21 protein-coding genes, 1 pseudogene and 1 other annotated feature are annotated in these 22,585 nt (G+C 33.9%); of the genes and pseudogenes, 15 read left to right on the top strand and 7 right to left on the bottom strand.

Annotated features, from left to right (window positions below; translation table 11 throughout):
* Positions 1 to 23: 23 nt before the first annotated feature.
* Both MKX37_RS14550 and MKX37_RS14545 read right to left on the bottom strand, forming a co-directional pair.
* Positions 24 to 239: a helix-turn-helix domain-containing protein gene (locus MKX37_RS14550; RefSeq protein WP_000974615.1), complete on the bottom strand. Its 216-nt coding sequence runs from the start codon at positions 237 to 239 to the stop codon at positions 24 to 26.
* A gap of 10 nt (positions 240 to 249) precedes the next feature.
* Positions 250 to 732 carry a DUF2975 domain-containing protein gene (locus MKX37_RS14545; RefSeq protein ID WP_078422428.1) on the bottom strand — a complete coding sequence of 161 codons (483 nt, stop codon included), beginning with the start codon at positions 730 to 732 and terminating at the stop codon, positions 250 to 252.
* 353 nt (positions 733 to 1,085) lie between these two features.
* Between MKX37_RS14545 and MKX37_RS14540 the strand changes: the two genes are divergently transcribed.
* The 10 genes from MKX37_RS14540 to MKX37_RS14495 all read left to right on the top strand — a co-directional run bounded on the left by MKX37_RS14540 (position 1,086) and on the right by MKX37_RS14495 (position 10,238).
* Positions 1,086 to 1,874 (top strand): DeoR/GlpR family DNA-binding transcription regulator, encoded by a 789-nt coding sequence (locus MKX37_RS14540; protein WP_002127921.1) that lies wholly within the window; start codon positions 1,086 to 1,088, stop codon positions 1,872 to 1,874.
* Positions 1,875 to 2,035: 161 nt separating this feature from the next.
* Entirely contained in the window at positions 2,036 to 2,902 is an 867-nt protein-coding gene (locus MKX37_RS14535) for a carbohydrate ABC transporter permease (RefSeq protein ID WP_002165547.1), read from the top strand.
* A gap of 10 nt (positions 2,903 to 2,912) precedes the next feature.
* Complete coding sequence (locus MKX37_RS14530; protein WP_002110514.1) at positions 2,913 to 3,731, top strand: carbohydrate ABC transporter permease; 819 nt, start codon at positions 2,913 to 2,915, stop codon at positions 3,729 to 3,731.
* A gap of 25 nt (positions 3,732 to 3,756) precedes the next feature.
* Positions 3,757 to 5,118, top strand: coding sequence for an extracellular solute-binding protein (locus tag MKX37_RS14525; RefSeq protein WP_078422427.1), 1,362 nt, complete (start codon positions 3,757 to 3,759; stop codon positions 5,116 to 5,118).
* A gap of 79 nt (positions 5,119 to 5,197) precedes the next feature.
* Positions 5,198 to 6,625, top strand: coding sequence for a CehA/McbA family metallohydrolase (locus MKX37_RS14520; RefSeq protein WP_002165549.1), 1,428 nt, complete (start codon positions 5,198 to 5,200; stop codon positions 6,623 to 6,625).
* Positions 6,618 to 7,325 carry an HAD family hydrolase gene (locus tag MKX37_RS14515; protein WP_002110510.1) on the top strand — a complete coding sequence of 236 codons (708 nt, stop codon included), beginning with the start codon at positions 6,618 to 6,620 and terminating at the stop codon, positions 7,323 to 7,325. Before MKX37_RS14520 ends, MKX37_RS14515 begins: the two co-directional genes overlap by 8 nt.
* A gap of 61 nt (positions 7,326 to 7,386) precedes the next feature.
* Positions 7,387 to 8,487: an ABC transporter ATP-binding protein gene (locus MKX37_RS14510; protein WP_002165550.1), complete on the top strand. Its 1,101-nt coding sequence runs from the start codon at positions 7,387 to 7,389 to the stop codon at positions 8,485 to 8,487.
* 395 nt (positions 8,488 to 8,882) lie between these two features.
* The gene (locus MKX37_RS14505; RefSeq protein WP_033708081.1) at positions 8,883 to 9,050 is read left to right on the top strand and encodes a hypothetical protein; all 168 of its coding nucleotides are present in this window, start codon (positions 8,883 to 8,885) and stop codon (positions 9,048 to 9,050) included.
* Positions 9,051 to 9,514: 464 nt separating this feature from the next.
* Positions 9,515 to 10,114: an undecaprenyl-diphosphatase gene (locus MKX37_RS14500; protein ID WP_002127913.1), complete on the top strand. Its 600-nt coding sequence runs from the start codon at positions 9,515 to 9,517 to the stop codon at positions 10,112 to 10,114.
* Positions 10,077 to 10,238 (top strand): hypothetical protein, encoded by a 162-nt coding sequence (locus MKX37_RS14495; RefSeq protein ID WP_002127911.1) that lies wholly within the window; start codon positions 10,077 to 10,079, stop codon positions 10,236 to 10,238. The genes MKX37_RS14500 and MKX37_RS14495 overlap by 38 nt, the downstream gene beginning before the upstream one ends.
* 371 nt (positions 10,239 to 10,609) lie before the next feature.
* On the opposite strand, the gene MKX37_RS14490 is transcribed toward MKX37_RS14495, so the two are convergent.
* Positions 10,610 to 11,200, bottom strand: coding sequence for a hypothetical protein (locus MKX37_RS14490; RefSeq protein WP_002065987.1), 591 nt, complete (start codon positions 11,198 to 11,200; stop codon positions 10,610 to 10,612).
* 616 nt (positions 11,201 to 11,816) lie between these two features.
* On the opposite strand from MKX37_RS14490, the gene MKX37_RS14485 reads away from it, so the two are divergent.
* Positions 11,817 to 12,848 carry a fatty acid desaturase gene (locus MKX37_RS14485; RefSeq protein WP_002013512.1) on the top strand — a complete coding sequence of 344 codons (1,032 nt, stop codon included), beginning with the start codon at positions 11,817 to 11,819 and terminating at the stop codon, positions 12,846 to 12,848.
* A gap of 537 nt (positions 12,849 to 13,385) precedes the next feature.
* Here the strand turns inward: MKX37_RS14485 and proC are convergent.
* Positions 13,386 to 14,204, bottom strand: a complete 819-nt coding sequence (gene proC / locus MKX37_RS14480) for a pyrroline-5-carboxylate reductase (protein ID WP_078422447.1) — start codon at positions 14,202 to 14,204, stop codon at positions 13,386 to 13,388.
* A 338-nt stretch (positions 14,205 to 14,542) separates the two neighbouring features.
* Positions 14,543 to 14,753, top strand: a binding site (T-box leader).
* Positions 14,754 to 14,898: 145 nt separating this feature from the next.
* Here proC and proB point away from each other — a divergent pair.
* Both proB and MKX37_RS14470 read left to right on the top strand, forming a co-directional pair.
* Entirely contained in the window at positions 14,899 to 16,002 is a 1,104-nt protein-coding gene (gene proB, locus MKX37_RS14475) for a glutamate 5-kinase (protein ID WP_002185559.1), read from the top strand.
* Positions 16,003 to 16,105: 103 nt separating this feature from the next.
* Positions 16,106 to 17,353, top strand: a complete 1,248-nt coding sequence (locus tag MKX37_RS14470; protein WP_078422446.1) for a glutamate-5-semialdehyde dehydrogenase — start codon at positions 16,106 to 16,108, stop codon at positions 17,351 to 17,353.
* Between the two features lie 77 nt (positions 17,354 to 17,430).
* On the opposite strand, the gene MKX37_RS14465 is transcribed toward MKX37_RS14470, so the two are convergent.
* The 3 genes and pseudogenes from MKX37_RS14465 to MKX37_RS14455 all read right to left on the bottom strand — a co-directional run bounded on the left by MKX37_RS14465 (position 17,431) and on the right by MKX37_RS14455 (position 19,869).
* Entirely contained in the window at positions 17,431 to 18,624 is a 1,194-nt protein-coding gene (locus MKX37_RS14465; RefSeq protein ID WP_078422445.1) for a nucleoside transporter C-terminal domain-containing protein, read from the bottom strand.
* A gap of 214 nt (positions 18,625 to 18,838) precedes the next feature.
* Positions 18,839 to 19,035 (bottom strand): annotated as a pseudogene (locus MKX37_RS14460) (helix-turn-helix domain-containing protein); the annotation flags it as partial.
* Between the two features lie 342 nt (positions 19,036 to 19,377).
* Positions 19,378 to 19,869 carry a DinB family protein gene (locus tag MKX37_RS14455; protein WP_016127176.1) on the bottom strand — a complete coding sequence of 164 codons (492 nt, stop codon included), beginning with the start codon at positions 19,867 to 19,869 and terminating at the stop codon, positions 19,378 to 19,380.
* Positions 19,870 to 20,224: 355 nt separating this feature from the next.
* On the opposite strand from MKX37_RS14455, the gene MKX37_RS14450 reads away from it, so the two are divergent.
* Positions 20,225 to 21,268: an ArsR/SmtB family transcription factor gene (locus tag MKX37_RS14450; RefSeq protein WP_078422444.1), complete on the top strand. Its 1,044-nt coding sequence runs from the start codon at positions 20,225 to 20,227 to the stop codon at positions 21,266 to 21,268.
* A 57-nt stretch (positions 21,269 to 21,325) separates the two neighbouring features.
* Positions 21,326 to 22,540, top strand: coding sequence for an MFS transporter (locus tag MKX37_RS14445; RefSeq protein WP_002168141.1), 1,215 nt, complete (start codon positions 21,326 to 21,328; stop codon positions 22,538 to 22,540).
* Positions 22,541 to 22,585: the final 45 nt, after the last annotated feature.

Genomic DNA, 22,585 nt, shown 5'->3' with positions numbered 1-22,585 from the left:
CTTCATACAAGAAGGACTCTTTTTTATTCGGTATCTTCAGGTTGATATTCTAAAATATCCCCAGGTTGGCATTCTAATGCTTTACAAATAGCATCTAAAGTTGTAATTCTAATTGCTTTTGCTTTTCCATTTTTTAATATAGAAAGGTTAGCCATTGTAATTCCAACCTTCTCCGAAAGCTCTGTTACACTCATTTTTCTTTTAGCTAACATTACATCAATATTAATTATTATTGCCATGTTATTCACCTCAGACCGTTAAATCATTTTCTGATTTTATATCTATCGCATCTTTTAAAAGTCTTTGGAGAACGGCAGCAAAGACTGCGATAACCATTGAAGCAAAGATTAGGAGCATGCCAAGTATAATAATACCTGGTGCATCATCTCTTTCCGCCACAAGATAGAAGAGTGGCATACCTACCACATATAAAATACTGATTGTTACTGCACATTGTTTTATCTTCTTTAAAGCTCTAACAGATAATTTCGAGAAAGCGTTACCCTTATCAATGAAGCATACAAGTTTAAAAGCTTGATACAGAGCGAAATAAAAAGGTACCACCGTTGCATACAGATTGATTAAAATAAGATATTTTATATATGCAATATCGGGATACAATTCCGCTGCATAATTCCCTATGTTAGGAACTAAAAATATACACAAAGCAAGAACAGGGATTCCAATCAGAATAATAGCTGTCTTTAAAAAGAGTGTTGATCTTTGTTTCATATAAAGCACCTCATTTATTAATTATCTATTTAATCTAACATGAAATTTATCGTTTAACAATAAATTTTTATTTATTATAATCGTGTTTTTATTGTTAAGTAAATTTGAATTTCAGATGAAAATAAAAAGTACTGCTCTTTATAAAAAAGGTGCCAAACAAATAGACTTCTTGTAATAAAAAAGTATGGTGAATATGGTGATATATACCATTGTTCCTTTGACGAAATATAGTACAGATAATCGTTCCTTCTTTCTGTAAATGATGTTATGTTAAAAGTAACGATTAAGTCGTTCTAATAATAAGAGTTTTTAGAAAAACAATATTTTTCGTAATTTGAAGAGGTGTTAATGAAATGAAATCGTACACGCAATTTGAACGTAGAAAACACATACTAGATGAGTTAGAAAAGTACAACCGAGTTATGGTAAATGATTTAGCGAAGGTACTAAATGTTACAACAGAAACGATACGAAGAGATTTAGATATGTTGCACAAGGAAGGGCAGCTTACGAAAATACATGGTGGTGCAATTAAGAAAAAAGATCAAACACTAGAATTTCATTTTGATAGGCGCCGAGCTGAGAATATTGAAGAAAAACGAAAAATTGCAATGGAAGCAAGTAAACTCGTAGAAGATAATGATATTATCGCAATTGAAATTGGGACAACCACAATGCAAATTTTGGATTACATACACGATAAAAAGAATTTGACGATTTTAACAAACTCGATACCAGCTGTTAATAAAATTATTGAGCTTAAAGAACAATATGATTCCTTTGATTGCAGGTTAATAGTCATTGGAGGAATATTGAATACAAATTCATTAGCATTGTCTGGAGAAATGACGTTAAACTATCTTGACCATTTCACTGTTAATAAGTTATTTGCTTCTTGTGATGGAATTTCTTTAGAAAAAGAACTAACATGTTCGTATATTGAAGATGCACAAATATATAAGCAGTTAAAGAATAATGCAAAACAAGTTGTCATGATGGCTGATGAGTCAAAGTTTAATTTAACAAAGTTCTATAAAAGCGGGAATTTCAGTGACATCGATGCATTATATACAAACGCTAAGCTCGATGAGGCGTGGCACAATGTGTTAACAAGTAATGGGGTAGAAGTAATAACAGTATAGAAAACAAAAAGAAGACTATTTCTTAGTAAGTTGAGAAATAGTCTTCTTTTTGTTTATATGTTGTTTTATTTTGTTTATTTGTTGTTTTTACAATTAGTTAACAAATTAACAACATTGTGTTAATAATATACTCGTACAATATGAATTAGGAGGTGGCAAGAATGCAAATAAAACTATCAAAAGCTGTGTTCTTTTTACTACCAGTTGGAATACCTCTAATATTGTTTTGGATTATTCCGAATTTCATTAGCTTAGGTATTAGTTTTACTGATTGGGATTTTATGACGAATGATTTTAACTTTGTTGGTTTAGAAAACTATTTCAATTTATTTACACAAGATTCTTTTATGCAAGCATTGCTAAATACGTTTTATTTCGGAATTGGAACAGTGATTCCAACGATTGCATTAGGTTTAGGATTCGCATTATTCTTCCGAAAAAAATTTAAAGGTTCTGCATTGTACCAATTAATGATTTTTTCACCTTGGGTAACGCCAACAATAGCTGTATCCATTGTGTGGTCACTTTTATATGAACCTCAATTTGGAGTTATTAATAAAGTTCTAAACTTTTTTGGGATACCAGGTTTGGACTGGCTTCAAAGTAGTCAAACAGCGATGTTAGCAGTCATTATTGTGACAGTTTGGAAATTAGTTGGTTGGACGATGATCTTCTATATTGGCGCATTAGAAAAAGTTCCAGATAGTTTATATGAAGCAGCTAGTATTGATGGAGCAAATTCATGGCAGAAATTTCGATATGTAACACTGCCAATGGTTTCATCAACAACTTTCTTCTTAGTTGTTGTCAATACAATTTCTTCAGTGCAGGCTTACGATCAAATAAAAATTTTAACACAAGGTGGACCTAGTGGTTCGACGCGTACGTTACTTTATTTATTCTTCCAACAAGGGTTTGAACAATTTGATATGGGATCTGCAACAGCAATCGCATTTATCATACTAATCATTACAATACTACTATCTGTTATAAACAAAATAATAGGTGACAAGTGGGTGAACTATTAAGGTGAATAATATGAAAAAAGGTCCATTAATCGTAAAGCATCTCTTTCTAGCGTTATCAAGTATACTATTTATTTTTCCATTCATATGGATGGTGCTTGGTTCGTTTAAAACATCTAGTGAAGTATTACAAGGAGGTTTTTGGCCTAAAGAATTTCACTGGGAAAATTATCAGCAAGTATTAGATATACTTCCATTTAGCACATATTTATTTAATAGTTTCTATACTTCTTTCATCATTACTATATATGTACTTGTTTCGTCAGCGCTTTTTGCTTATATGTTGGCATTTTATAAGTTTAAAGGCAAGAATATTACGTTTAGTGTTGTGATGGCAACCTATATGATCCCTGGAGCTGTATCGTATGTTCCTGTATATGTAATGTTAGGGAAATTTGGTTTGCTTGATTCACATTTTGGATACATGATTTCTATGGCTGTTAGCGTATTCGGTATTTTCTATTTGAAACAAACGTTCCATAAAGTTGGTTTTGAAATAGTAGAAGCAGCCAAAATTGACGGAGCGAGTGATTGGCGAATTCTTTGGAAGATTATTTTTCCAATGACACGATCATCATTTGTAACTCTAGGATTGGTCACATTTATTGGTAACTATAATAATTACATTTGGCCAGCTCTTATTTTGAAAGATAATACACAAAAACTAATTACGAATGGAATTGCTGATTATTTCATTAATAGTTCTTTAGGACGAGATTGGTCACACATTATGGTTGCAAGTACAATCGCAACGGTGCCGCTCTTAATCGTATTTTTAATTCTACAAAAATGGTTCTTATCTGGTGTTACTGATTCAGGAATAAAGGGGTAATTAAATAGTAAAGGAGATATGTGGGATGAAAAAACTATTCATGCTTCTAACAGTTTTAACATTGTTTGTTAGTGCACTTGCGGGTTGTTCAGGTGGAAAAGGAAGTACGGTTAAAGCGAGTAAAGAAGGGGAGAAGGTTGTTGTTCCATTCATTAATGGAGTAGGGGGCTCTCTTGCAGATCGTGTAGATAAGATTGTGGAAGAATACAATAAAAGTCAGGACAAATATGTAGTGAAAACGACAAAAGCGGGTAGCTACGATGAGTCATATCAAAAGCTACAAAGTGGATTTGCAGCGAATAACCAAGAAGCAATTGCATTACTAGGTTCTGATGTCATTCAAGAATATGCTAAAAAACAGTTAATCGTACCTATAGATGAATATGTTAAAAATGATACCAATTTAAAAAAGGAAGATTATGGAAAAAGATTTATAGAGCAAGCAACAATTGACGAGAAGTTATATGGCATTCCGTTTTACGGTACAACGCAAATTTTTTATTACAATAAAAAAGCATTGGCGGAGAATGGCTTTACAAAAGAGGATTTAAAGACGTGGGAAGGTGTAGAAAAGGTAGCAAAAACAGTCGCAAAACGTGGTGAAAACGGAAATGTTTCATATGCTGGCTGGATGCCAATGTGGGGGACGTCAAACTTAATTGATGCAGTTCGCAGTGCTGGCGGTAATGTATTAAGTGAAGATGGTAAAAAAGTATTAATTAACGATGATACTTGGGTTACGGTATGGGAGGAATTCCGCACATGGCTTCATGAAGATAAAATTATGAAAATACATTCAGGTGGTACTGGATGGGAATATTGGGATAAAACAGTAATTGATTTAGTAGAAGGCAGAACATTAGGGTTTACAGGATCATCTGGTGACCAAGGATTTGTTTTCAAATCATTAGGTAAAGGAATGACGGAAGAAGAACGTCTTAACACGTTTGACGCATTGCCACAACCAGCTTGGGGTAATAATAAACCAGCGCCAAAATTAGAAACATATTTATTCACATTAACGAGAAATATTGATCCAGAAGTAGCGAAAGGTGCATATGACTTTATGAAATTTGCGACAAGTACGGAGAAAACGGCTGAATGGTCAATGGCAACAGGCTATATTCCTGTTCGTAACAATGTAACAGAGTACGGTCCATATGCTGAATTTGTTAAAAAACAACCACAAGCATTAGTTCCGTTAGAACAAGCCAACAATAATGGAGTGGGACCATTTGTAGATCCAACGGGCGGAAAAATCAATGACGCTTTAAATGTAGCAAAAGATAAAGTAGAGATTGAAGGGGTTCCAGCAAAGAAAGCATTAGATGAAGCAGCTAAAGTTGCGCAAGAAGAGTTAGATAAAGTTTTGAAAAAGAAGAAGTAAACCTGTTTGTAGTACGAACGTGAGGTGCTTTTGAACGAAGGAAGTGCCTCTAAAATTCACTTGAAAAGGTGTGAGAACTATGATCGAAATAACAAGTACGATAACACTCTCTCCATTCGTAAAAAATAAACACTGTTTCCAAATGGATGAAACTGATATTACAAACTTTACATTAACAATTGATCAAGGGGATAGCCGAAAAATTCCGCTTTTACTAATCTTAAGAGATCCTAACGGTTATGTACGTATACAATATCAAACTCCAATTGTAAATGAAAAACTAGTCGTTTCGAAAGATTCAAAGTTTTGTTCTGCTGGTTGTATTGGAGGAGACATACAGTCAGGTAATTGGGAATTAGAAGTCGTATATATCCCTCATTGTGCAAAGAAAGTAGTGAAATTTACTGGGGAAAAAGTTGACTATACAGTAAATATAGAAGTGAATGATCAGTTGGAGCGAAAGTATAATAGAGAGCATTTTTGTAAGGGCAATGTTTTTATCGATGAAGACCGTTTTAATAAGGTAGTAAATGAAGAACATCGCTGGTACAAAGGGGATTTTCATGAACATACAGATTTAACAGATGGCGAGATAGATGATGAACTTGGAATGGGAGTATGTGAAAAACAAGAATTAGATTTTTTATATGCGACGGAGCACAATATTGTTATGCCATCATATCAAAAAGGAAACACATTAATTATACCATCTATGGAACTTACAACTCCTTATGGTCATTACAACATATTTGGTATAAGAGAATTCATTGATTTTACAGAGTATATAGATGAATCATTTAGCGCTGAAAAAATGAATGCACTATTTTCACTCATGAAAGAAAAAGGCTATTTATTGAGTGTGAATCATCCATTTATGAAGCCTTGGGCGAACCAAGTTAATATTAATTTAGAAAATGTTCATACGATGGAAATTATGTGTGATCCAACTTATAAAAAAAGTAAATCATCTACTTTAGAAGCTTTACGTTGTTTCGATCAAATGTGGTCAAATGGTCTTAAAATCTGGGGAATAGGAGGAAGTGACTCTCATTTACATCCGTCTAAAACATTCCCAGGATCAAAAGACCCATCCATTTACGGTGATCCAGGAACATATGTATTATGTAACGGTTTATCAATTAAAAACTTGAAATTTGCGATCAAAAACGGAAGAATTTATTTCTCTCGATTTAGAAAACTAGCGATAGATATTCAAAACGAAGGTGAAACGATTGCTGTCGGCGATGAGGCTAAAGGAAATATTGTTTATAACGTTCAAACAGATAAACCATGTGAGTGGAGACTACTTATAAATGGAAGAACGATTGAAAAAGAATACGGCAGCGATGCAACTTTTGCATTCTCTTTAAATGAAGGGGCGTACGCTAGAGTTGAGGGATGGGAAGAGGACGAATTAGTAGCGTTTATTAATCCTATTCATAATAAAGTTCAGATTAAAAATATAAAAACATGGAATGAAGTTATAGGGGGAATAAAGGGTGAATAAAGCGATTATTTTTGATAAAGATGGAACATTAATACAGTTAGATTCAGTTTGGTACAAAATTGTGCATCGTGTGTTAGATGATATATTTCAAACGTATCCAAATGAAAAAAGTAAACGAGATGACTACTTAACGATTATTGGTATGAATGATAACGATTTTGAGAGTACGAGTTTACTAGCTTGTCGCACAAATTACTTTATTGCGGCTGCATGGTATTCGTTGCTAGAAAATCAACATGTGAATAAAGAGGGTTTTATTCAAAATGTATGTCTTCTATTCAAAAAGTACTCTACTGCAGATGATCTTGTATTTACAGAAGTGGAAGGTGCAAAGGAAACGTTACGATATTTAAAAGACAATGAATATATTATTGGGGTTGTTACGGCAGACGATGTTGATGCAGCTATTCATTCTCTGAAAATGACTGAGTTATATGATTATGTAGATTTTTTAGGTGCAGATGATGGTGTGAATAGAACAAAACCTGAAAGTGACTTTTATCATATGTTTAAAGAAAAATTTTCACTAACTGAAGAAGATGTGCTTATGGTAGGTGATACATTAACAGACGTTACATTTGCAAGAAATAGTAACATTAAAGTAGTGGGCGTCTTATCGGGTGCGAGCAGGAAGGAAGATTTAGAAGGAAAAGCGGATTATATTTTAAACAGTATGAAGGATATTTCGAAGATTTTATAATTCATGTCATCATAATTTTTAACAATATCTATAAATATAGCTCGAATTCTAGGAGGATATTATGGCTCAACTATCATTCAAAAACATTTACAAAAAATATGATCATGATGTGACAATCGTAAAAGATTTTAACCTAGAAGTAAATGATGGAGAATTTATCGTTTTGGTTGGCCCTTCAGGGTGTGGGAAATCTACAACATTACGTATGATTGCAGGACTTGAGGAGATTTCAGAGGGCGACTTTTATATTGATGGAAAGCGTGTAAATGATGTTACACCGAAAGATAGAGATATTGCAATGGTATTTCAAAACTATGCGCTTTATCCGCATATGAGTGTGTATGAAAACATGGCGTTTGGATTAAAACTACGAAAATATAGTAAAGAAGAAATTGACCAGCGTGTGCAACATGCAGCAAAAATTCTTGGACTTGAGCAGTATTTAAGCCGAAAGCCAAAAGCACTTTCAGGTGGGCAACGTCAGCGTGTTGCCTTAGGCCGAGCGATTGTTCGAAATGCAAAAGTATTTTTAATGGACGAGCCTTTATCAAACTTAGATGCGAAGTTGCGTGTTCAAATGCGTGCTGAGATTACAAAATTACACAAGCAGCTGCAAACGACATCTGTATATGTCACGCATGATCAAATTGAAGCTATGACGATGGCGACGCGCTTAGTTGTACTAAAAGATGGGATTATACAGCAAGTCGGTACACCGAAAGAAGTGTATGATAATCCAGAGAATGTATTTGTCGGTGGATTCATTGGCTCTCCTGGAATGAATTTTTTCAAAGGAGTATTAACAGATAATGCAGTTATGATTGATAAGTGGAAAATTGAAGTGCCAGAAGAGAAGATGAAAGGCTTGCGAAATAAGGGCTATACGAATAAAGAAATCATAATAGGAATACGTCCAGAAGACTTTTATTATGGAAAAGAAATCGAGGATTTACCATATAACACAAAAGTAATGGTATGTATTGATGTAGCAGAATTAATGGGGGCAGAAACATATCTATATTCTAACATTAATGGCCAATCCTTTGTTGCACGTGTGGACACATCTTTAGATGTGCAAAGTCAATCTAATATAGATCTAGGTTTAAACATGGACAAAGTGCATTACTTTGATTCAGAAACTGAGAAACGAATTGTTTTTTAGATAATAATTAATATGATTATACCTTTAGAATTTCTTCAACTACTACAAATAAATGAATAGCAAAAAGCCGATTATCCTTTAGATTACAGGGAATCGGCTTTTTTATATAAAAGATTGCTTAGCGTATATTATCAAGACCTAAATCCAAAAAACACTTAAAATATCACGCTCCTAACATATTGTATATGACTAATATGTTAGGAGCGTTTATTTTGGTAATGAGTTTTGAAACTGAATTTGAATAGTATTTTTCTCAATCTGGATAAAAATAAGGAAAGTACCATAAACGGTCGTTTTGGGTACTTTCCTTAATTCTTTGTAGGTTTAAATTAAAGCTCGATCAAAAACATGTATTAGAAACATATAATTTTTCTTATTTAATTAACAGCGGATAGGTGTCTGCAAATAAATTATATCAATCAGAAGTTGTCTACAAAGAAATATGTGATTCTAAAATTGTTGCGGAACTAGCCGTTGCATACCGAAAGACGAATATAAACCCAGAGTTACAAGAGTTTTTGAAAATAGCGAAAGGCAAGGCGATGAACACATTTACAAAATGACGAGAAAATGACAAAACTGTAAGAATGCACGAATGTATGTAAGAAAGTTCGATGTTTTCCTTTTTCTTTTTTTATTATAGTGAAAAAGAAGAAAGAAGAAAGAAGAAAGAAGAAAGAAGAAGGAGATGTCATACTCATGGTGATGCCTATTTTTATGAAAGTAAAAAAAGCGTGGGAGGGGAAGGAAGATGACGTTTTCTCAGCTCGCGTTTAAAAACGTTAGTCGAAATATACGTACGTATGCCGCTTATTTTTTAAGTGAAAACGTCATGTTAGAGGAAGAAACAGTACATTCACATAGTTAAGAAGTAGTTAAGTCCCATTTAAACCTTTTTTCCCATAATAAAATTATAAGCGTACAAGAAGGTTGGTATTTTTAGATGAGTACAATAATCAAAACTATTCGTGTAATGAAGGTATATGGCAATGAGTTAAACACCTTACTATAAAGGAGGGATTTGAAAATGTCTTTTTCTCAATTCAATATTGATATTTTTCGAGCAATTAATGATTTAGGTAAACAATATTCATTCCTAAACTCAGCCATGGTATTTTTGGCAGAATATATGGTATATATTTTTGGTTTAATTATTATAGCTTATTGGTTTACCGGGTCCAGAAAAAGTAGGATGATGGTTATTCAAGCGATGGTTGCTTTTGTGATTGCTGAGGTGATTGGAAAAATAGCAGGGAAATTTCATTTGAATTATCAACCGTTTGCAGTATTGCCTGATGTTAATAAACTTGTCGACCATGCTGTAGATAATTCATTTCCTAGTGACCATACGATTCTCTTTTTTTCGATTTGTTTTTCGTTTTTGCTTGTTCGTAAAAAGACTGGATGGTTATGGATTATACTTGCATTTTGTGTAGCAATCTCTCGTATTTGGGTAGGGGTTCATTATCCTTTTGATGTTGTAATAGGGGCTTTAATAGGATGTGTTTCAGCGTTATTTTCGTATTGGTTAGTACCGGAATTTTCTTTTATCAAGCAATTGCTTACTCTATATGAAAGAGTAGAGAAACATGTTTTACCATCCAAAAACAAATCAAAGGGATTTTGAGTATACAAGTATAAAAGTTAGCGTAAAAGATACAGATGCTGACGACCTATATATGGAATGTATTCATGTTGCAGCTATTGCTGAACAAATTAAAGAGCAACAACGAATGAAGAAGGATTCTTAATTTTGTGTGTTTGTGGATGTGATAAGCGCCCAGGTTTTAGGCAGTGCCCTGTCACAATCAAGCTGAGAAAAACAAATAATCCAAAACGAGAAAATTCTTAAGTTGATGGATGTGTGATGCTACTCCTATGTTAAGGTTCGAGTCATTTGAAACAGCACCCTCTATATTGAGTGGTGTTAAAGCGACGTATATGATAAAAAAGATGTATCGCTTGTAAAAAAAATGCATCACCTTGAATGAGCTAATACGACAAGAATCCGTTTCGGGCCTAATTAGGGAATGCAGTACAGATCAGTATATAGTATACAAGCATTCCCTTTCTATAAATACGGTATGTTTTTAATATAATTAAAAGAAAATTTTTGTGTTCTTTAATATGATGTCACATAATACCAGTTTTTTTCTATTTTTGTGATTTCTTTATATTCATTATTAAAGTCGTATTTGTTTGGTCTAGTATCATTTGGTGTATAAATAAATCCTGAAAAATTATCTAATATACCACGATAAGTAAAAAAGAAAACAGAAATACCATTTTTATTTTGTTGAATAATTACATCCCCACCGTTTTTGGAAGTGGATGCAAACTGTTTAGGTAAATGAATTTGTCTACTATCATAATGAACATTAGGAGTTAACTCTTTATGTTCTATAAGTGCTATAACTTTTTCACGGTCTTCTTTATAGATAATAAAATCTAAATTTATATAAATCTCATTAAATGGTATACATATCCAAGTAATTATTATGATTAATTGAATAATTAACGGTTTCCAGTTTTTGTATTTGATAAGATGTATGATTGTGAAAATTAATATTAAGAAAAACAATCCATGAACTATTATTGAAAGAAATGGCATAACAAATGGGGTAAGGAATTCAACTAAATACCATTTGAAAAAATGATAAAGTATGAGAGCGAGACCGCTTATTAATGTAATTTTGGTTAAATTCTTATTCAAATTTTGAATCTCCTTTCTATACTAAAAACATATGATTTTAGTATGAATATAAAATATGTTTTTCATAAATTTCCCTTAGTTTCATTTTATTAACTTTGTTTGATTAATATTTTGAATATATCATAGATTTGAAATTAAATAAACGGACATTAAATTTTTACATTTTATATAGAATAAAAGTGAGGGAAGTTTTCAAAATAGACTAGTTTTTTATTTGAAATGTAATTTGATTAGTTTCATGAAATAGATCCAGTTCCGGTAAAATCAATTGCAACAAGTGAACATTACGAAACTAAGAGGAGCATATCAAAGTCGGTGACACTGACTTATGGGACAGTTCACTTCTGATTGTGGAAACGGGGCAGTACAGAAGTGGAAAAATTCTGTGTTTCTTTTTAATTAATATATTTATTGGGAAAAACTTCGAAATTTCCGGCACAAATGCTCCTTCTATCCTATAATAGAAGCTATTCTGGACGTAAGTAATTTGTAAGGAATGAGTAAGAAAAAAGAGATTTTCATAGTATAAAATATTTATTATACCTACGTATAACACCTACTACTAATAATGTGTTATAATACAAATTAGCAACATAAAGGAAAGGAATTAGAAAAAATGACCTTACAAAATACTAAAAATTTAAAAAAACAAGTTGCTCCTTTTGAAAAATCAACGGCAAAAAAAAGTGTTTGGCAAATCATCAATACGGTAGTGCCATTTATTATCTTATGGTACCTTGCTTATAAAAGTTTGTCCGTTTCTTATTGGTTAGCATTAGTTCCAGCTGTGTTAGCCGCGGGATTTATGACACGGGTTTTCATTATTTTTCATGATTGTACCCATCATTCTTTCTTTAAAAGCCGTCGTGTAAATAGAATAGTAGGGACATGTATGGGTGTTTTAACTTTATTCCCGTTTGATCAATGGGGGCATGAGCATTCCGTTCATCACGCTACAAGTGGTAATTTGGATAAGCGAGGTACAGGAGATATTTGGACACTTACAGTGAATGAATATTTGGCAGCGCCATTTAGACTCCGTTTAGCATATCGTTTATATCGCAATCCATTGGTTATGTTTGGGTTAGGTCCGATTTATGTTTTCCTACTTAAAAATAGATTTAACAGAAAAGGTGCTAGAAAGAAGGAACGCATGAATACCTATTTGACGAATGTTTTAATCGTTGCTTTAGTAGGGTTACTTTGCTGGACACTCGGATGGCAATCGTTTCTTTTAGTACATGGTTCCATATTCTTAATAGCAGGTTCAATAGGTATTTGGCTGTTTTACGTACAGCACACATTCGAGGATTCTTATTTTGAAGAAGATAAAGAGTGGGAATATGTGAAAGCGGCAGTGGAAGGAAGTTCTTTTTATAAACTACCTAAAATCTTGCAATTTTTAACTGGTAATATTGGATTTCATCATGTTCACCATTTAAGTCCAAGAGTACCTAATTATAAATTAGAAGAGGCACACAATAATACGCTTCCTTTAAAGAATGTACCAACGATTACTCTTGCTACAAGTTTGCGGTCACTCCGTTTCCGTCTTTGGGATGAGCAAAACAACAATTTTGTTAGCTTTAAAGAAGTTAAAAATTTAGTGAAAAATAATGTTTCTATTCCAGTGAAATCAGAACTATAACTTCATCAAATATGACTGACTCCCCTTAATCATTTTCGATTTAAGGGGAGTTTTTGTTTAACTAGTAGATGCACGATATGGAGAAAACTTAAATGATTTTAATTGTAATGGAGGTGGATTAAGAAATAGTAATTAATATTAGAGGACGATAAAAATATTATGTTAACAATTTGAGGAGATTGATATTACTTTTTTCAATAGATATTATGCTTAGTCTCTGAGTATATTTCATCTGGTGTGTATCATGTCTTACAAGAAACGTATGATTTAAAACTTGATAAAATTTGCAGCAAATACATATGAAAATGATGTTCTCTTAATAATAAAAGGGTATTACGCTATAAAATAAATGATAATAAGAACAGGCCAATTATTTTAGGATAATAAAATACAAAACAGACAAACTCAATTACCCTTGAATTTGTCCGTTCAGTTACTGGTGAAAAAGGAGGAGTATGTAAATGAAATGTGTATATAGTCTAAAACTGTTTAAAGATATGTGAATGTATTTAAAGTGGGTTTCTTTACACTAATTTATTACTTTTTAGTTTGCCTAGATAGTTCAACAGATTTTTGCGTACAACGCTGCATAGCTGAAATGATGGCTGTTCGTAAGCCTTTTTCCTCTAATGTTGCTACAGCTTCTATAGTTGTTCCGCCAGGAGAACAAACCATATCTTTCAATTCACCTGGATGTATGCCTGTTTCTAGTACCATTTTTGCAGAGCCTAACACAGCTTGAGCAGCGAATTTATATGCTTGATTTCTAGGCATACCATCTAATACAGCTGCATCTGCCATCGCTTCTATAATCATATATACGTATGCTGGCGACGAACCACTTACAGATGTTACAACGTCCATTAATTTTTCGCTTACGATCTCTGTTTGACCAAAGCTATTGAAAATGTTTAGCACATCTTCTAAATCTTTTTCTGTCACCATTTCATTAGGGCATAACGCAGACATTCCTTCTCCAACAAGAGCAGGGGTGTTAGGCATTACTCTTACAACCTTTAATTTTTTAGCAAAAGCCTCTTCAGTACTTTTAATGCTTTTCCCGGCAGCGATCGTTACGACGATAACATCGTTTTTGATTATTTCTTTTATTTCGTTAATGATTGATGCGTATAGGTCTGGTTTAATTGATAAAATTAAAATATCAGCATTTTTAGCTACTTCATTGTTGTCAGTAGTTGTAGTTAGCCCATATTTTTCACTAGCATTTTTTAAATTCGTAGTGTTTAAATCTGAACAAATGATTTTATTTGAAGACACTATATTTTTGTTTATCATCCCGCCAATCATAGCCATTCCCATATTTCCGCATCCGATGAATCCAATTTGTTTGTCCATAATAACTCAATCTGGCTCCTTTTATAATAAATTATATCGGTCTGATATTATTATTTTAAAATAATAATGATATCTCCATGCAATATAAAGAAACATTCTAAGAGAATATATTCCTTTTTGCAACACCAAAAGTTGAAAATCAATTATATTCGACATTATGTAAATATATACACTTTAATTTTAGGTTTTATGTTGATGAATATGAGTTAAACTTATATCGATTTGTATTTTCATTCAGTAAGGTAATAATTTCATACAAGTAACTTGCCGCTCTATTATTTTTAAAAATACTTCTTGACACCAAATCAAATTATATCGCATAATATAAAAAATTAAACCGAAAATCGTTGAAGGGAATTAGTACATATGTCTTCTTGCGAAAGAGAGTGGAATTCACCGGCTGAAAGATTCCTCGTATAGAATGTATCGAACCTATCCCTGAGTCTTAAATGAAAGTTTAGGCGTACGCCTGCGTTATAGGCGCCAAGTGGATATCTATGTATATCAATTAAGGTGGTACCGCGGAACAATGACCGTTTCGTCCTTTTTATTTTATTAAGGGCGAAGCGGTCATTTTTATTTTGCTCTTTAATAGGCTAGGTGCAGCACTGATAAGAATAGAAGCCGCTGTAAGCTGTATGAATAGAAGTGAAATTTATAAAAAACTTTGATTTTAGACTTGGGGGATACAAAAGTGAAAAAACAACGAATTGTTGTAAAGATTGGGAGTAGTTCCTTGGCAGATAGTCACGGAGGCATTTCTAAAGAACAACTTTCAGATCACGTTGCCGCATTGGCTCGATTGAAAGAGGAAGGGCATGAAGTTTTACTAATTACATCCGGGGCAGTCGCTGCAGGTTTTTCTGCTCTAGGGTATCCTAGCAGACCTGTGACAATTAAAGGGAAACAGGCTGCTGCGGCTGTCGGGCAAAGTTTATTAATGCAGGCATACACGGAGGAATTCCGTAAATATGGTATCGTTACTGCACAACTTTTACTAACGAGAAGTGATTTTTCTAGAAAAGAACAATACAGTAACGCTTACGCTACTTTAGGAGAGCTACTAAACCGTTCTGCTCTTCCTATAATCAATGAAAATGATTCGATTTCTTTAGAAGAGCTAACGTTCGGTGATAATGATATGCTGTCAGCTTTAGTAAGCGGACTTGTTTCGGCAGATATGCTCATGATTTTTACAGATGTGAACGGTTTATATGACCAAAATCCTCAGAAAAATGCGGATGCGAAAAAATATCATTTCCTTCCTGAGGTAACGGAAGAAATTGCTTCTCTTGCAGGAGATGCTGGTTCAAAACTTGGGACTGGCGGTATGAAATCAAAAATCGATGCTGCAAAGACGGCACTATCTCTTGGAGTGAGTGTATTTATCGGAACGGGATGTGGACAGGAGAAGTTTTTAGATGTTATGAAGGGCAAAGGTGATGGAACATATATCGGGAATGCTCCTCAAAAAGTGATTAAGATGAACAAGCAATGGATCGCCTTGCATTCGCTTGTTAGCGGACAAATTGAAGTAGATGCGGGGGCAGCTTCTGCCATCATTCAGCATGGTAAGAGTCTTCTGCCTGCTGGTGTTACAAATGTGTCAGGGTTTTTCCAAGTGGGTGAAGTCGTGGAAGTAATCACGCAACAAGGGCGCGTAATAGGAAAAGGACAATGCACATATAGCGCAGAGGAACTAAGGAATTTAAAAGGTATGCAAAGCCAAGATATTCAAGCAAGAGGCGAAAGGCATAATTATGAAGTCATCCATAGAGATCACTGGGTTTCATTTTAAGAAAAGAGAGCACTCAAATTTTAATGGGCAGGAAAGATTTAGATACTGGTGTTAAATAGTTCTCAAATAAAAACTGATTAACCTTAAAAAGGAGGAAATAAAAATGAATGAAGTGTTGGCAAAGGGGAAAAAGGCGAAAGAGGTTGCTAGAGAACTTGTGCTTAAATCTACAGATCAAAAAAATGAAGCACTTGCCGTAATTGCTGATCAGCTGATATTAGAAACAGCTTATATTTTAGAGGAAAACAAACGGGATATTGAAGAAGGGAAGACAAAAGGATTTTCTGAGTCACTCCTTGATCGTCTTATGCTGAATGAACAGCGTATCATTGATGTGACTGAAGGTATTAAGCAACTAATTGATTTACGTGATCCTGTTGGAGAGCGTGTTAGTGCATGGGAACGACCAAATGGATTATCTATTCAGGAGATGCGCGTACCACTTGGTGTTGTCGGAATGATTTACGAGGCAAGGCCGAATGTGACAGTGGATGCTGCTACAATTTGCTTGAAAACGGGAAACGCAGTAATACTACGTGGTAGTTCTTCTGCTATTCATTCTAACAAAGCCATCGTTAGCGTTATTCACAGGGCGCTCAAACAAACAAGCTTGCCTTCAGAAAGTGTGCAGCTCATAGAAGATACAACGCGCGATAGTGCAAAGCAGTTGTTTACATTGAATGAGTACTTGGATGTTCTTATCCCAAGAGGTGGCAAACAATTAATTGATACTGTAGTGAGAGAAGCATCTGTTCCAGTACTTGAAACAGGTGCGGGAAATTGTCATATTTTTATTGATGAAACAGCGGATAAACAAATGGCATTTAATATTATTATAAACGCAAAAACGCAGCGTCCATCTGTATGTAATGCAATTGAAACGATTATACTTCATGAGAATTGGGCGCAGCAATTTGGTAGCGAGCTGTTTTCTTCCTTGAAGGAAAGAGGCGTGGAGCTACGTGGTGATAATAAAGCATTGGCAATTGATTCTTCTATTGCATTAGCTTCAGAAGAAGACTGGGAAACAGAGTTTTTATCTCTCACACTGGCAGTTAAAGTGGTTTCCACTACGGAAGAAGCGATTCATCATATAAATACGTATGGATCCATGCATTCCGAAGCGATTATTACAGAGAACGAGGAAAACGTCAGCAAATTTTTCACATCTGTTGATGCCGCCGCACTTTATCATAATGCATCGACTCGTTTTACGGATGGATCTGAATTCGGATTCGGCGCAGAAATTGGCATCAGTACACAAAAGCTACACGTAAGGGGACCAATGGGGCTACCTGCATTGACTTCCACAAAATATGTGATTCGTGGAAATGGACAGATTCGGAGATAAGAATTATAAAAGAACAAGTAATAAGATGAAGACACCCAATTCAGTTTAAGTGTCTTCATCTTATTACAATTATTCATTTACCATACAAAAAGCCCCACAAGCATAGCGCTTAATAAGGAAACAGCCATTCCGCTAACAAGAAGCTTCCAAACATTTTTACCGATTATTGATGATTTTTCCTCGCCAAATAATGAATTGTAAGTTCCATAAATCATACCTACTGTACTAAAGTTTGCAAAAGAAGCTAGAAATGTAGTTGCAACTGCAATTGTATGTGGTTGTAAAGACTTTAAGTTTGATTTTAAATCCATCATTGCAACAAATTCATTCGTTGTTATTTTTATCCCCATTAATTCAGCTACATACATAGCATCTTTGCCTGTTAAACCGAGTAAAAAAGCAAAGGGACTAAAGATAATAGAGAAGATTTTTTGAATTGTTAAACCTGTTACAAAAAAGCTTAAAATACCATTTAAACATGCTGTTAAAGCTACATACCCAATTACCATCGCTAAAATAACAATAACCATATTCATCCCAACTAACATACTGTTTGAAATAGTAGAAAAGAAATCTTTTTTTTCATTTTTTGAAGGTGAATAAATAACATCATCTTCTTTAGTAACTTCTACAGGATTTAAAACATTAGCCAAGATTAATGCGTTAATACAGTTTAAAGGAATAGCGCTGAAAATATATGTTGCTGGAACCATTGATAGATAAGCACCAAGAATGGATCCGCTGACGCTACTCATACTCATAATTCCAAAAGTCAACAAACGATTTTCTTTTAACACAGATAATTGATCACGAACAACTGCAAGTGCTTCCGTATTTCCTAAAAACATCATTTGAATGGAAAAGAAGCTTTCTAACTTTGGTAAACGAGAAATCTTTGAAATGATTGCACCAACTTTATCGATAATCCAAGTTAAGATTCCAAAATACGAAAGAATATCAAAGAAAGTGATAACAAAAATGATAGGAAGTAAGGCGCTAAAGAAGAAATCAACTGTTTGATTTTCCATAGCTGAAGGAAATGCAAATCGAATTCCTTCATTCGCACATGATAGTAGCCAACTGAAAAATGACGCAATTTTATTAATGATAATACTGCCTAATTTCGTGCCTAACATAAACCACGTAATAAAAAGCTCCAATATTATTAGAATAACAATTGGTCTCCATTTTATTTTTCTTTTATTAGGCGAACATAGGAAAACGATTAATATTACAACGAAAATCCCTAACATATTTAATATGAAATGCATGTCAACAACTCCTTGAGGCTTATTATTTGTATATAAAAAAGCCCCTATTCTTCCAAATTTGGATTATGATCAGAAGTTATGAAGAATGTAAATTATGTTTGGGATTAGTCTATTTCAATTTATGTACTAAAAATTAATGTTTTTTCGCTTTATAAAGGATATGTATTAATAATGTAAAGCAACAAAATAAATCTATTGGTAGAACGAAGGACAATTAATAGCTGCATCCATTTTTAAATTGTTTAGGTGAAATACCAGTATATTTTTTAAAGATCTTTGTAAAATGACTTTGGCACGCTGAATATATTCATTTAGAGAAATTCTAACTTCCTTTTTGAAAAGGGAAGATAGATAACTTGGATTTAATGTGACTATTTCTGCTAGATGGGATAGTGATGCTTCTGAAATGATGAACTATATGCCATTATGAGCATTAGTGAACTTTAGCGCAGGTGCTTTTACAGAAGAAATGTTGAATGAAATAATTGGGCTATTGAACGATGCACAAATGAATTAATAAGCGGTGAATGCAAGGAAGTTAGGCGGGAGATAATGGTCCGTAAATGTCTAATTAAAGTTTTACTTTATCCATTGAACATTCTTTGTTGAATTTTAATTAAGCTTAATAAATCATTGCAGGACGTTTCTCCAGCATGCAAAAAAGCAAATGAGAGTTAGAATCTCATTTGCTTTTTTTGTACTTATTCTGCTAAATGTAGAATCATATGCTTGTCTATCATCTTTAATCATTGCTTATAAATATGAACGATGAGATGGCCATGAACCTTGGAGTTTACGAAGTTGTATAATTTGACCTGTATGATAAGCATCATGCAATAGGATATTCAGATATTGTTGCCAAACTGGTAGAGACGGACTTGGTTGATCCAGTTCTGCTTCTTGAAGGGATGTTAATGAAGATCGTAAGGCATCATGTACTTGGAGCGTTCGCTTCACTGTTTGTTGCCAAGCATCATCATCATTAGGTCCACCTTGGACAAACGTGTCATCATTATTTTGTGGAGCAACAAATGTGTCATCTTGATGTAAGCGGGAAAGTAAGCGCTCTTTAAAGATTAGTAAATGGTTTGCATTTTCCCAAATCGTATTACTGGCCGTTCCTTCTGGGTGCCAACATGCTTGTGCAGCAGTAAGATTCTTTAACGCTTCTGATATCGGTGGATACCATTCTTCTTCGTAAAAAACTTGCTTGACCCCATTTTGTAATATTTCTTTTTTACCCATTCGTATAGCCTCCTTAACTATGAGATAGACCAACAATAAGTGTTAGATAAATTAGGTAGAAACGTACCTACTTATCATCTGATTGATGTTTAGAAGGTTCTAAAAGAACAATACGGCGCCGTTGTAGTAATTGCAGAAACAAACTTAGGCTTTCTAAATCATTTTTCTTACTGCAATAAATTCTCCTTTCTCTTCAATAAACCTGTCTCATAGTTGAACAAGAAAATTAACTGTAGCTTAAATTTAAAAATTTGTAGCAATATAAAGTTTCAGAAGATTTTAAAATTCTAAAAAATTAGAAGGTATAATTCGATAAATATAGAATTTAATAATTAGCAAATAAGGAGGGGATAAAATGGAAGTCTTTCACGTGACGAGTAGAAAGAGGGAAACGTACAACGTTCAAATGAAGTATTCGATACTTTTCGAATGCGCACTTGGCATTGCGGCAATTACTCATAAGAGGTTAATCGATACTCTTGAAAAGACTCAAAGTGAATGGGAAAAAATTAGACAATCATTATCGGTAGAGATGAGAGAGCATTTACAGTTCGTAGAAGAAAATAATACATGGAAAGCATTACTTCAGTTATTGTATGAGGGAGATTTTCAGGATCTATCACAGTTTATTGCAAATATCGATTCACTTTCAGAAGAAGATTTAAAGTATATATGTTTACCGTTTTTAGGAGAAGCGTATCAAGCGAAAAGACGTTTAGCTGCAAGCGGAGAAGTATCTGTAATACATGAACTAAAGGAACTGACACATGATCATCAGTTTTTCTCTACGTATATAGAGTTTGTATGTCATGCCGATGTGCGCGAACTAAAAACGCATTTAATCGCCGTTATGACAGGTTGGTATGACAGTGTTGTAAAAAAAGAGGCAGAAGAAATTGTTTCTATACTACAGCGAGATTATGAAGCGAAAAATGAAATGAATAAAAAGATGAAACCGGAAGAGTTTGTCGAGTGGGCTACAGGTGGAGTTACATATATGCCAGAGCCAAGTGTTCATCACGTACTTCTTATCCCGCAAATTACATACAGACCGTGGAACATAGAAGCTGATATTGAAGATACGAAAGTGTTTCATTATCCAGTCGCAAATGAAAGTATACATCCAGAAGATCCGTATGAGCCGAGTTATTTTTTAGTTCATAAACATAAGGCGCTCGGGGACGAGGCAAGGCTTCGTATTGTAAAACTACTATTTGAACAAGAGCGTACGCTGCAAGAAATAACGGAAAGATTACAACTAGGAAAATCGACAGTACATCATCATTTGAAACTTTTACGTTCAGCAAAGTTAGTTGATATTCAAGACGGAAAATATGTGTTGAGAAAGAAAGCAGTGCAGTCTTTAGCGAAAGAATTAGATGCATTTTTGAATAGATAATATACAACGAGAATGTACATAAAGGGAGGAATTTAATAGAAAAGTTGGTGAGCTATAGTGAAGAGTGTATTGAAAAACCGTTCATTCTTTTTTATGTGGATAGGTAGTGCGATTTCGGAATTAGGCGGGGCTTTCGGGACGTTATGTAATTCAATTCTCGTTTATGAATTAACAGGATCAAAAACAGCATTAAGTAGCATGTGGTTACTATATTTTATCCCGTCGCTCATACTACAACTTATAAGCGGTCCATATATTGATAAATGGAGCCGAAAGTGGATTATGATTTTTTCACAATGGATACGAGCGTCCGTATTTTTACTACCTTTGGCGATGCTAGTTACAGGTAATATAGAAGTTTGGCACATTTATGTTGTTCAAATTATAGTTGGACTTATTACACCGCTTTATACACCTGCAAGTCAAGCAATTACACCGAGCATTGTAAGTAAAGAGCACCTTCAAAATGCAAATGGGTATATTGATGGGATGACTCGTCTTATGATGTTTCTTGCGCCAGTATTAGGTGGCATCGTTATTCATTTTATTGGAATGAAGCTAACACTGTTCTTTGTGTGTATTTGTCTATTCATTAGTGGAGGGTTGTTGCTTTTCATTAGAGAAAAGAGGATAAAGCAAGAGCTTAGAAAAACGTGGCTAGAGCAGTTTCTTCATGGATTTACATATTTTTTCACAAGACCAGTTATCGTTTGGCTTGGTATCTTTCTAACATTCGTTCAATTTGGAGTAGGAGTAACGATGGTTACGAATCTTCCTTACATTAAAGATGAACTATCGGCAGGGTATGCTGAATACGGTTATTTTATGGCCGGTTTCCCACTTGGCTATGTAGTTGGATCAATATTAGTCGGAAAAGTAACATATAAAAGCCGGCGAATACTTATGCTTGGAGGATTGTTTATAGGTGGCCTTACATACATTTCTCTAGGGTTCAATCACAGTATTATAATTGCGGTAATTATTGAAGTAATTGCAGGTATTTGTATTTCATTTTTCAATGTTCATAATACGACGATATGCCAACAAACAGTACCAAACAATATGATAGGGCAAGTATTTTCAGTGCGATTATTTTTCATACGATCCGCTATGCCGTTAGGTGTGTTATTAGGAGGCATACTAAGTGAAATATGGGGAGTTAGAGCACTATACTTTATCATAGGTGCGATTATATGCGTCACTTCTTTAATAGGAATATTACTTCCATATTTTAAATTTTTAGATGAGGCAGTTGAAGAGAAAACAGCATAATTCAAAAAATTTAAAACTTTATAATTGAAAATAATTATCATAATC

This window comes from Bacillus sp. FSL R5-0709 (genome assembly GCF_038004785.1).
GTDB lineage: Bacteria > Bacillota > Bacilli > Bacillales > Bacillaceae_G > Bacillus_A > Bacillus_A mycoides.
This window is presented reverse-complemented; position numbering and strand designations above follow the sequence as displayed.

Bases quoted from the DNA above. Each gene is read 5' to 3' on its own strand.
- MKX37_RS14550 (WP_000974615.1), bottom strand. From the start codon at position 239: ATGGCAATAATAATTAATATTGATGTAATGTTAGCTAAAAGAAAAATG.
- MKX37_RS14545 (WP_078422428.1), bottom strand. From the start codon at position 732: ATGAAACAAAGATCAACACTCTTTTTAAAGACAGCTATTATTCTGATT.
- MKX37_RS14540 (WP_002127921.1), top strand. From the start codon at position 1,086: ATGAAATCGTACACGCAATTTGAACGTAGAAAACACATACTAGATGAG.
- MKX37_RS14535 (WP_002165547.1), top strand. From the start codon at position 2,036: ATGCAAATAAAACTATCAAAAGCTGTGTTCTTTTTACTACCAGTTGGA.
- MKX37_RS14530 (WP_002110514.1), top strand. From the start codon at position 2,913: ATGAAAAAAGGTCCATTAATCGTAAAGCATCTCTTTCTAGCGTTATCA.
- MKX37_RS14525 (WP_078422427.1), top strand. From the start codon at position 3,757: ATGAAAAAACTATTCATGCTTCTAACAGTTTTAACATTGTTTGTTAGT.
- MKX37_RS14520 (WP_002165549.1), top strand. From the start codon at position 5,198: ATGATCGAAATAACAAGTACGATAACACTCTCTCCATTCGTAAAAAAT.
- MKX37_RS14510 (WP_002165550.1), top strand. From the start codon at position 7,387: ATGGCTCAACTATCATTCAAAAACATTTACAAAAAATATGATCATGAT.
- MKX37_RS14500 (WP_002127913.1), top strand. From the start codon at position 9,515: ATGTCTTTTTCTCAATTCAATATTGATATTTTTCGAGCAATTAATGAT.
- MKX37_RS14495 (WP_002127911.1), top strand. From the start codon at position 10,077: ATGTTTTACCATCCAAAAACAAATCAAAGGGATTTTGAGTATACAAGT.
- MKX37_RS14485 (WP_002013512.1), top strand. From the start codon at position 11,817: ATGACCTTACAAAATACTAAAAATTTAAAAAAACAAGTTGCTCCTTTT.
- proC (WP_078422447.1), bottom strand. From the start codon at position 14,204: ATGGACAAACAAATTGGATTCATCGGATGCGGAAATATGGGAATGGCT.
- MKX37_RS14470 (WP_078422446.1), top strand. From the start codon at position 16,106: ATGAATGAAGTGTTGGCAAAGGGGAAAAAGGCGAAAGAGGTTGCTAGA.
- MKX37_RS14465 (WP_078422445.1), bottom strand. From the start codon at position 18,624: ATGCATTTCATATTAAATATGTTAGGGATTTTCGTTGTAATATTAATC.
- MKX37_RS14455 (WP_016127176.1), bottom strand. From the start codon at position 19,869: ATGGGTAAAAAAGAAATATTACAAAATGGGGTCAAGCAAGTTTTTTAC.
- MKX37_RS14450 (WP_078422444.1), top strand. From the start codon at position 20,225: ATGGAAGTCTTTCACGTGACGAGTAGAAAGAGGGAAACGTACAACGTT.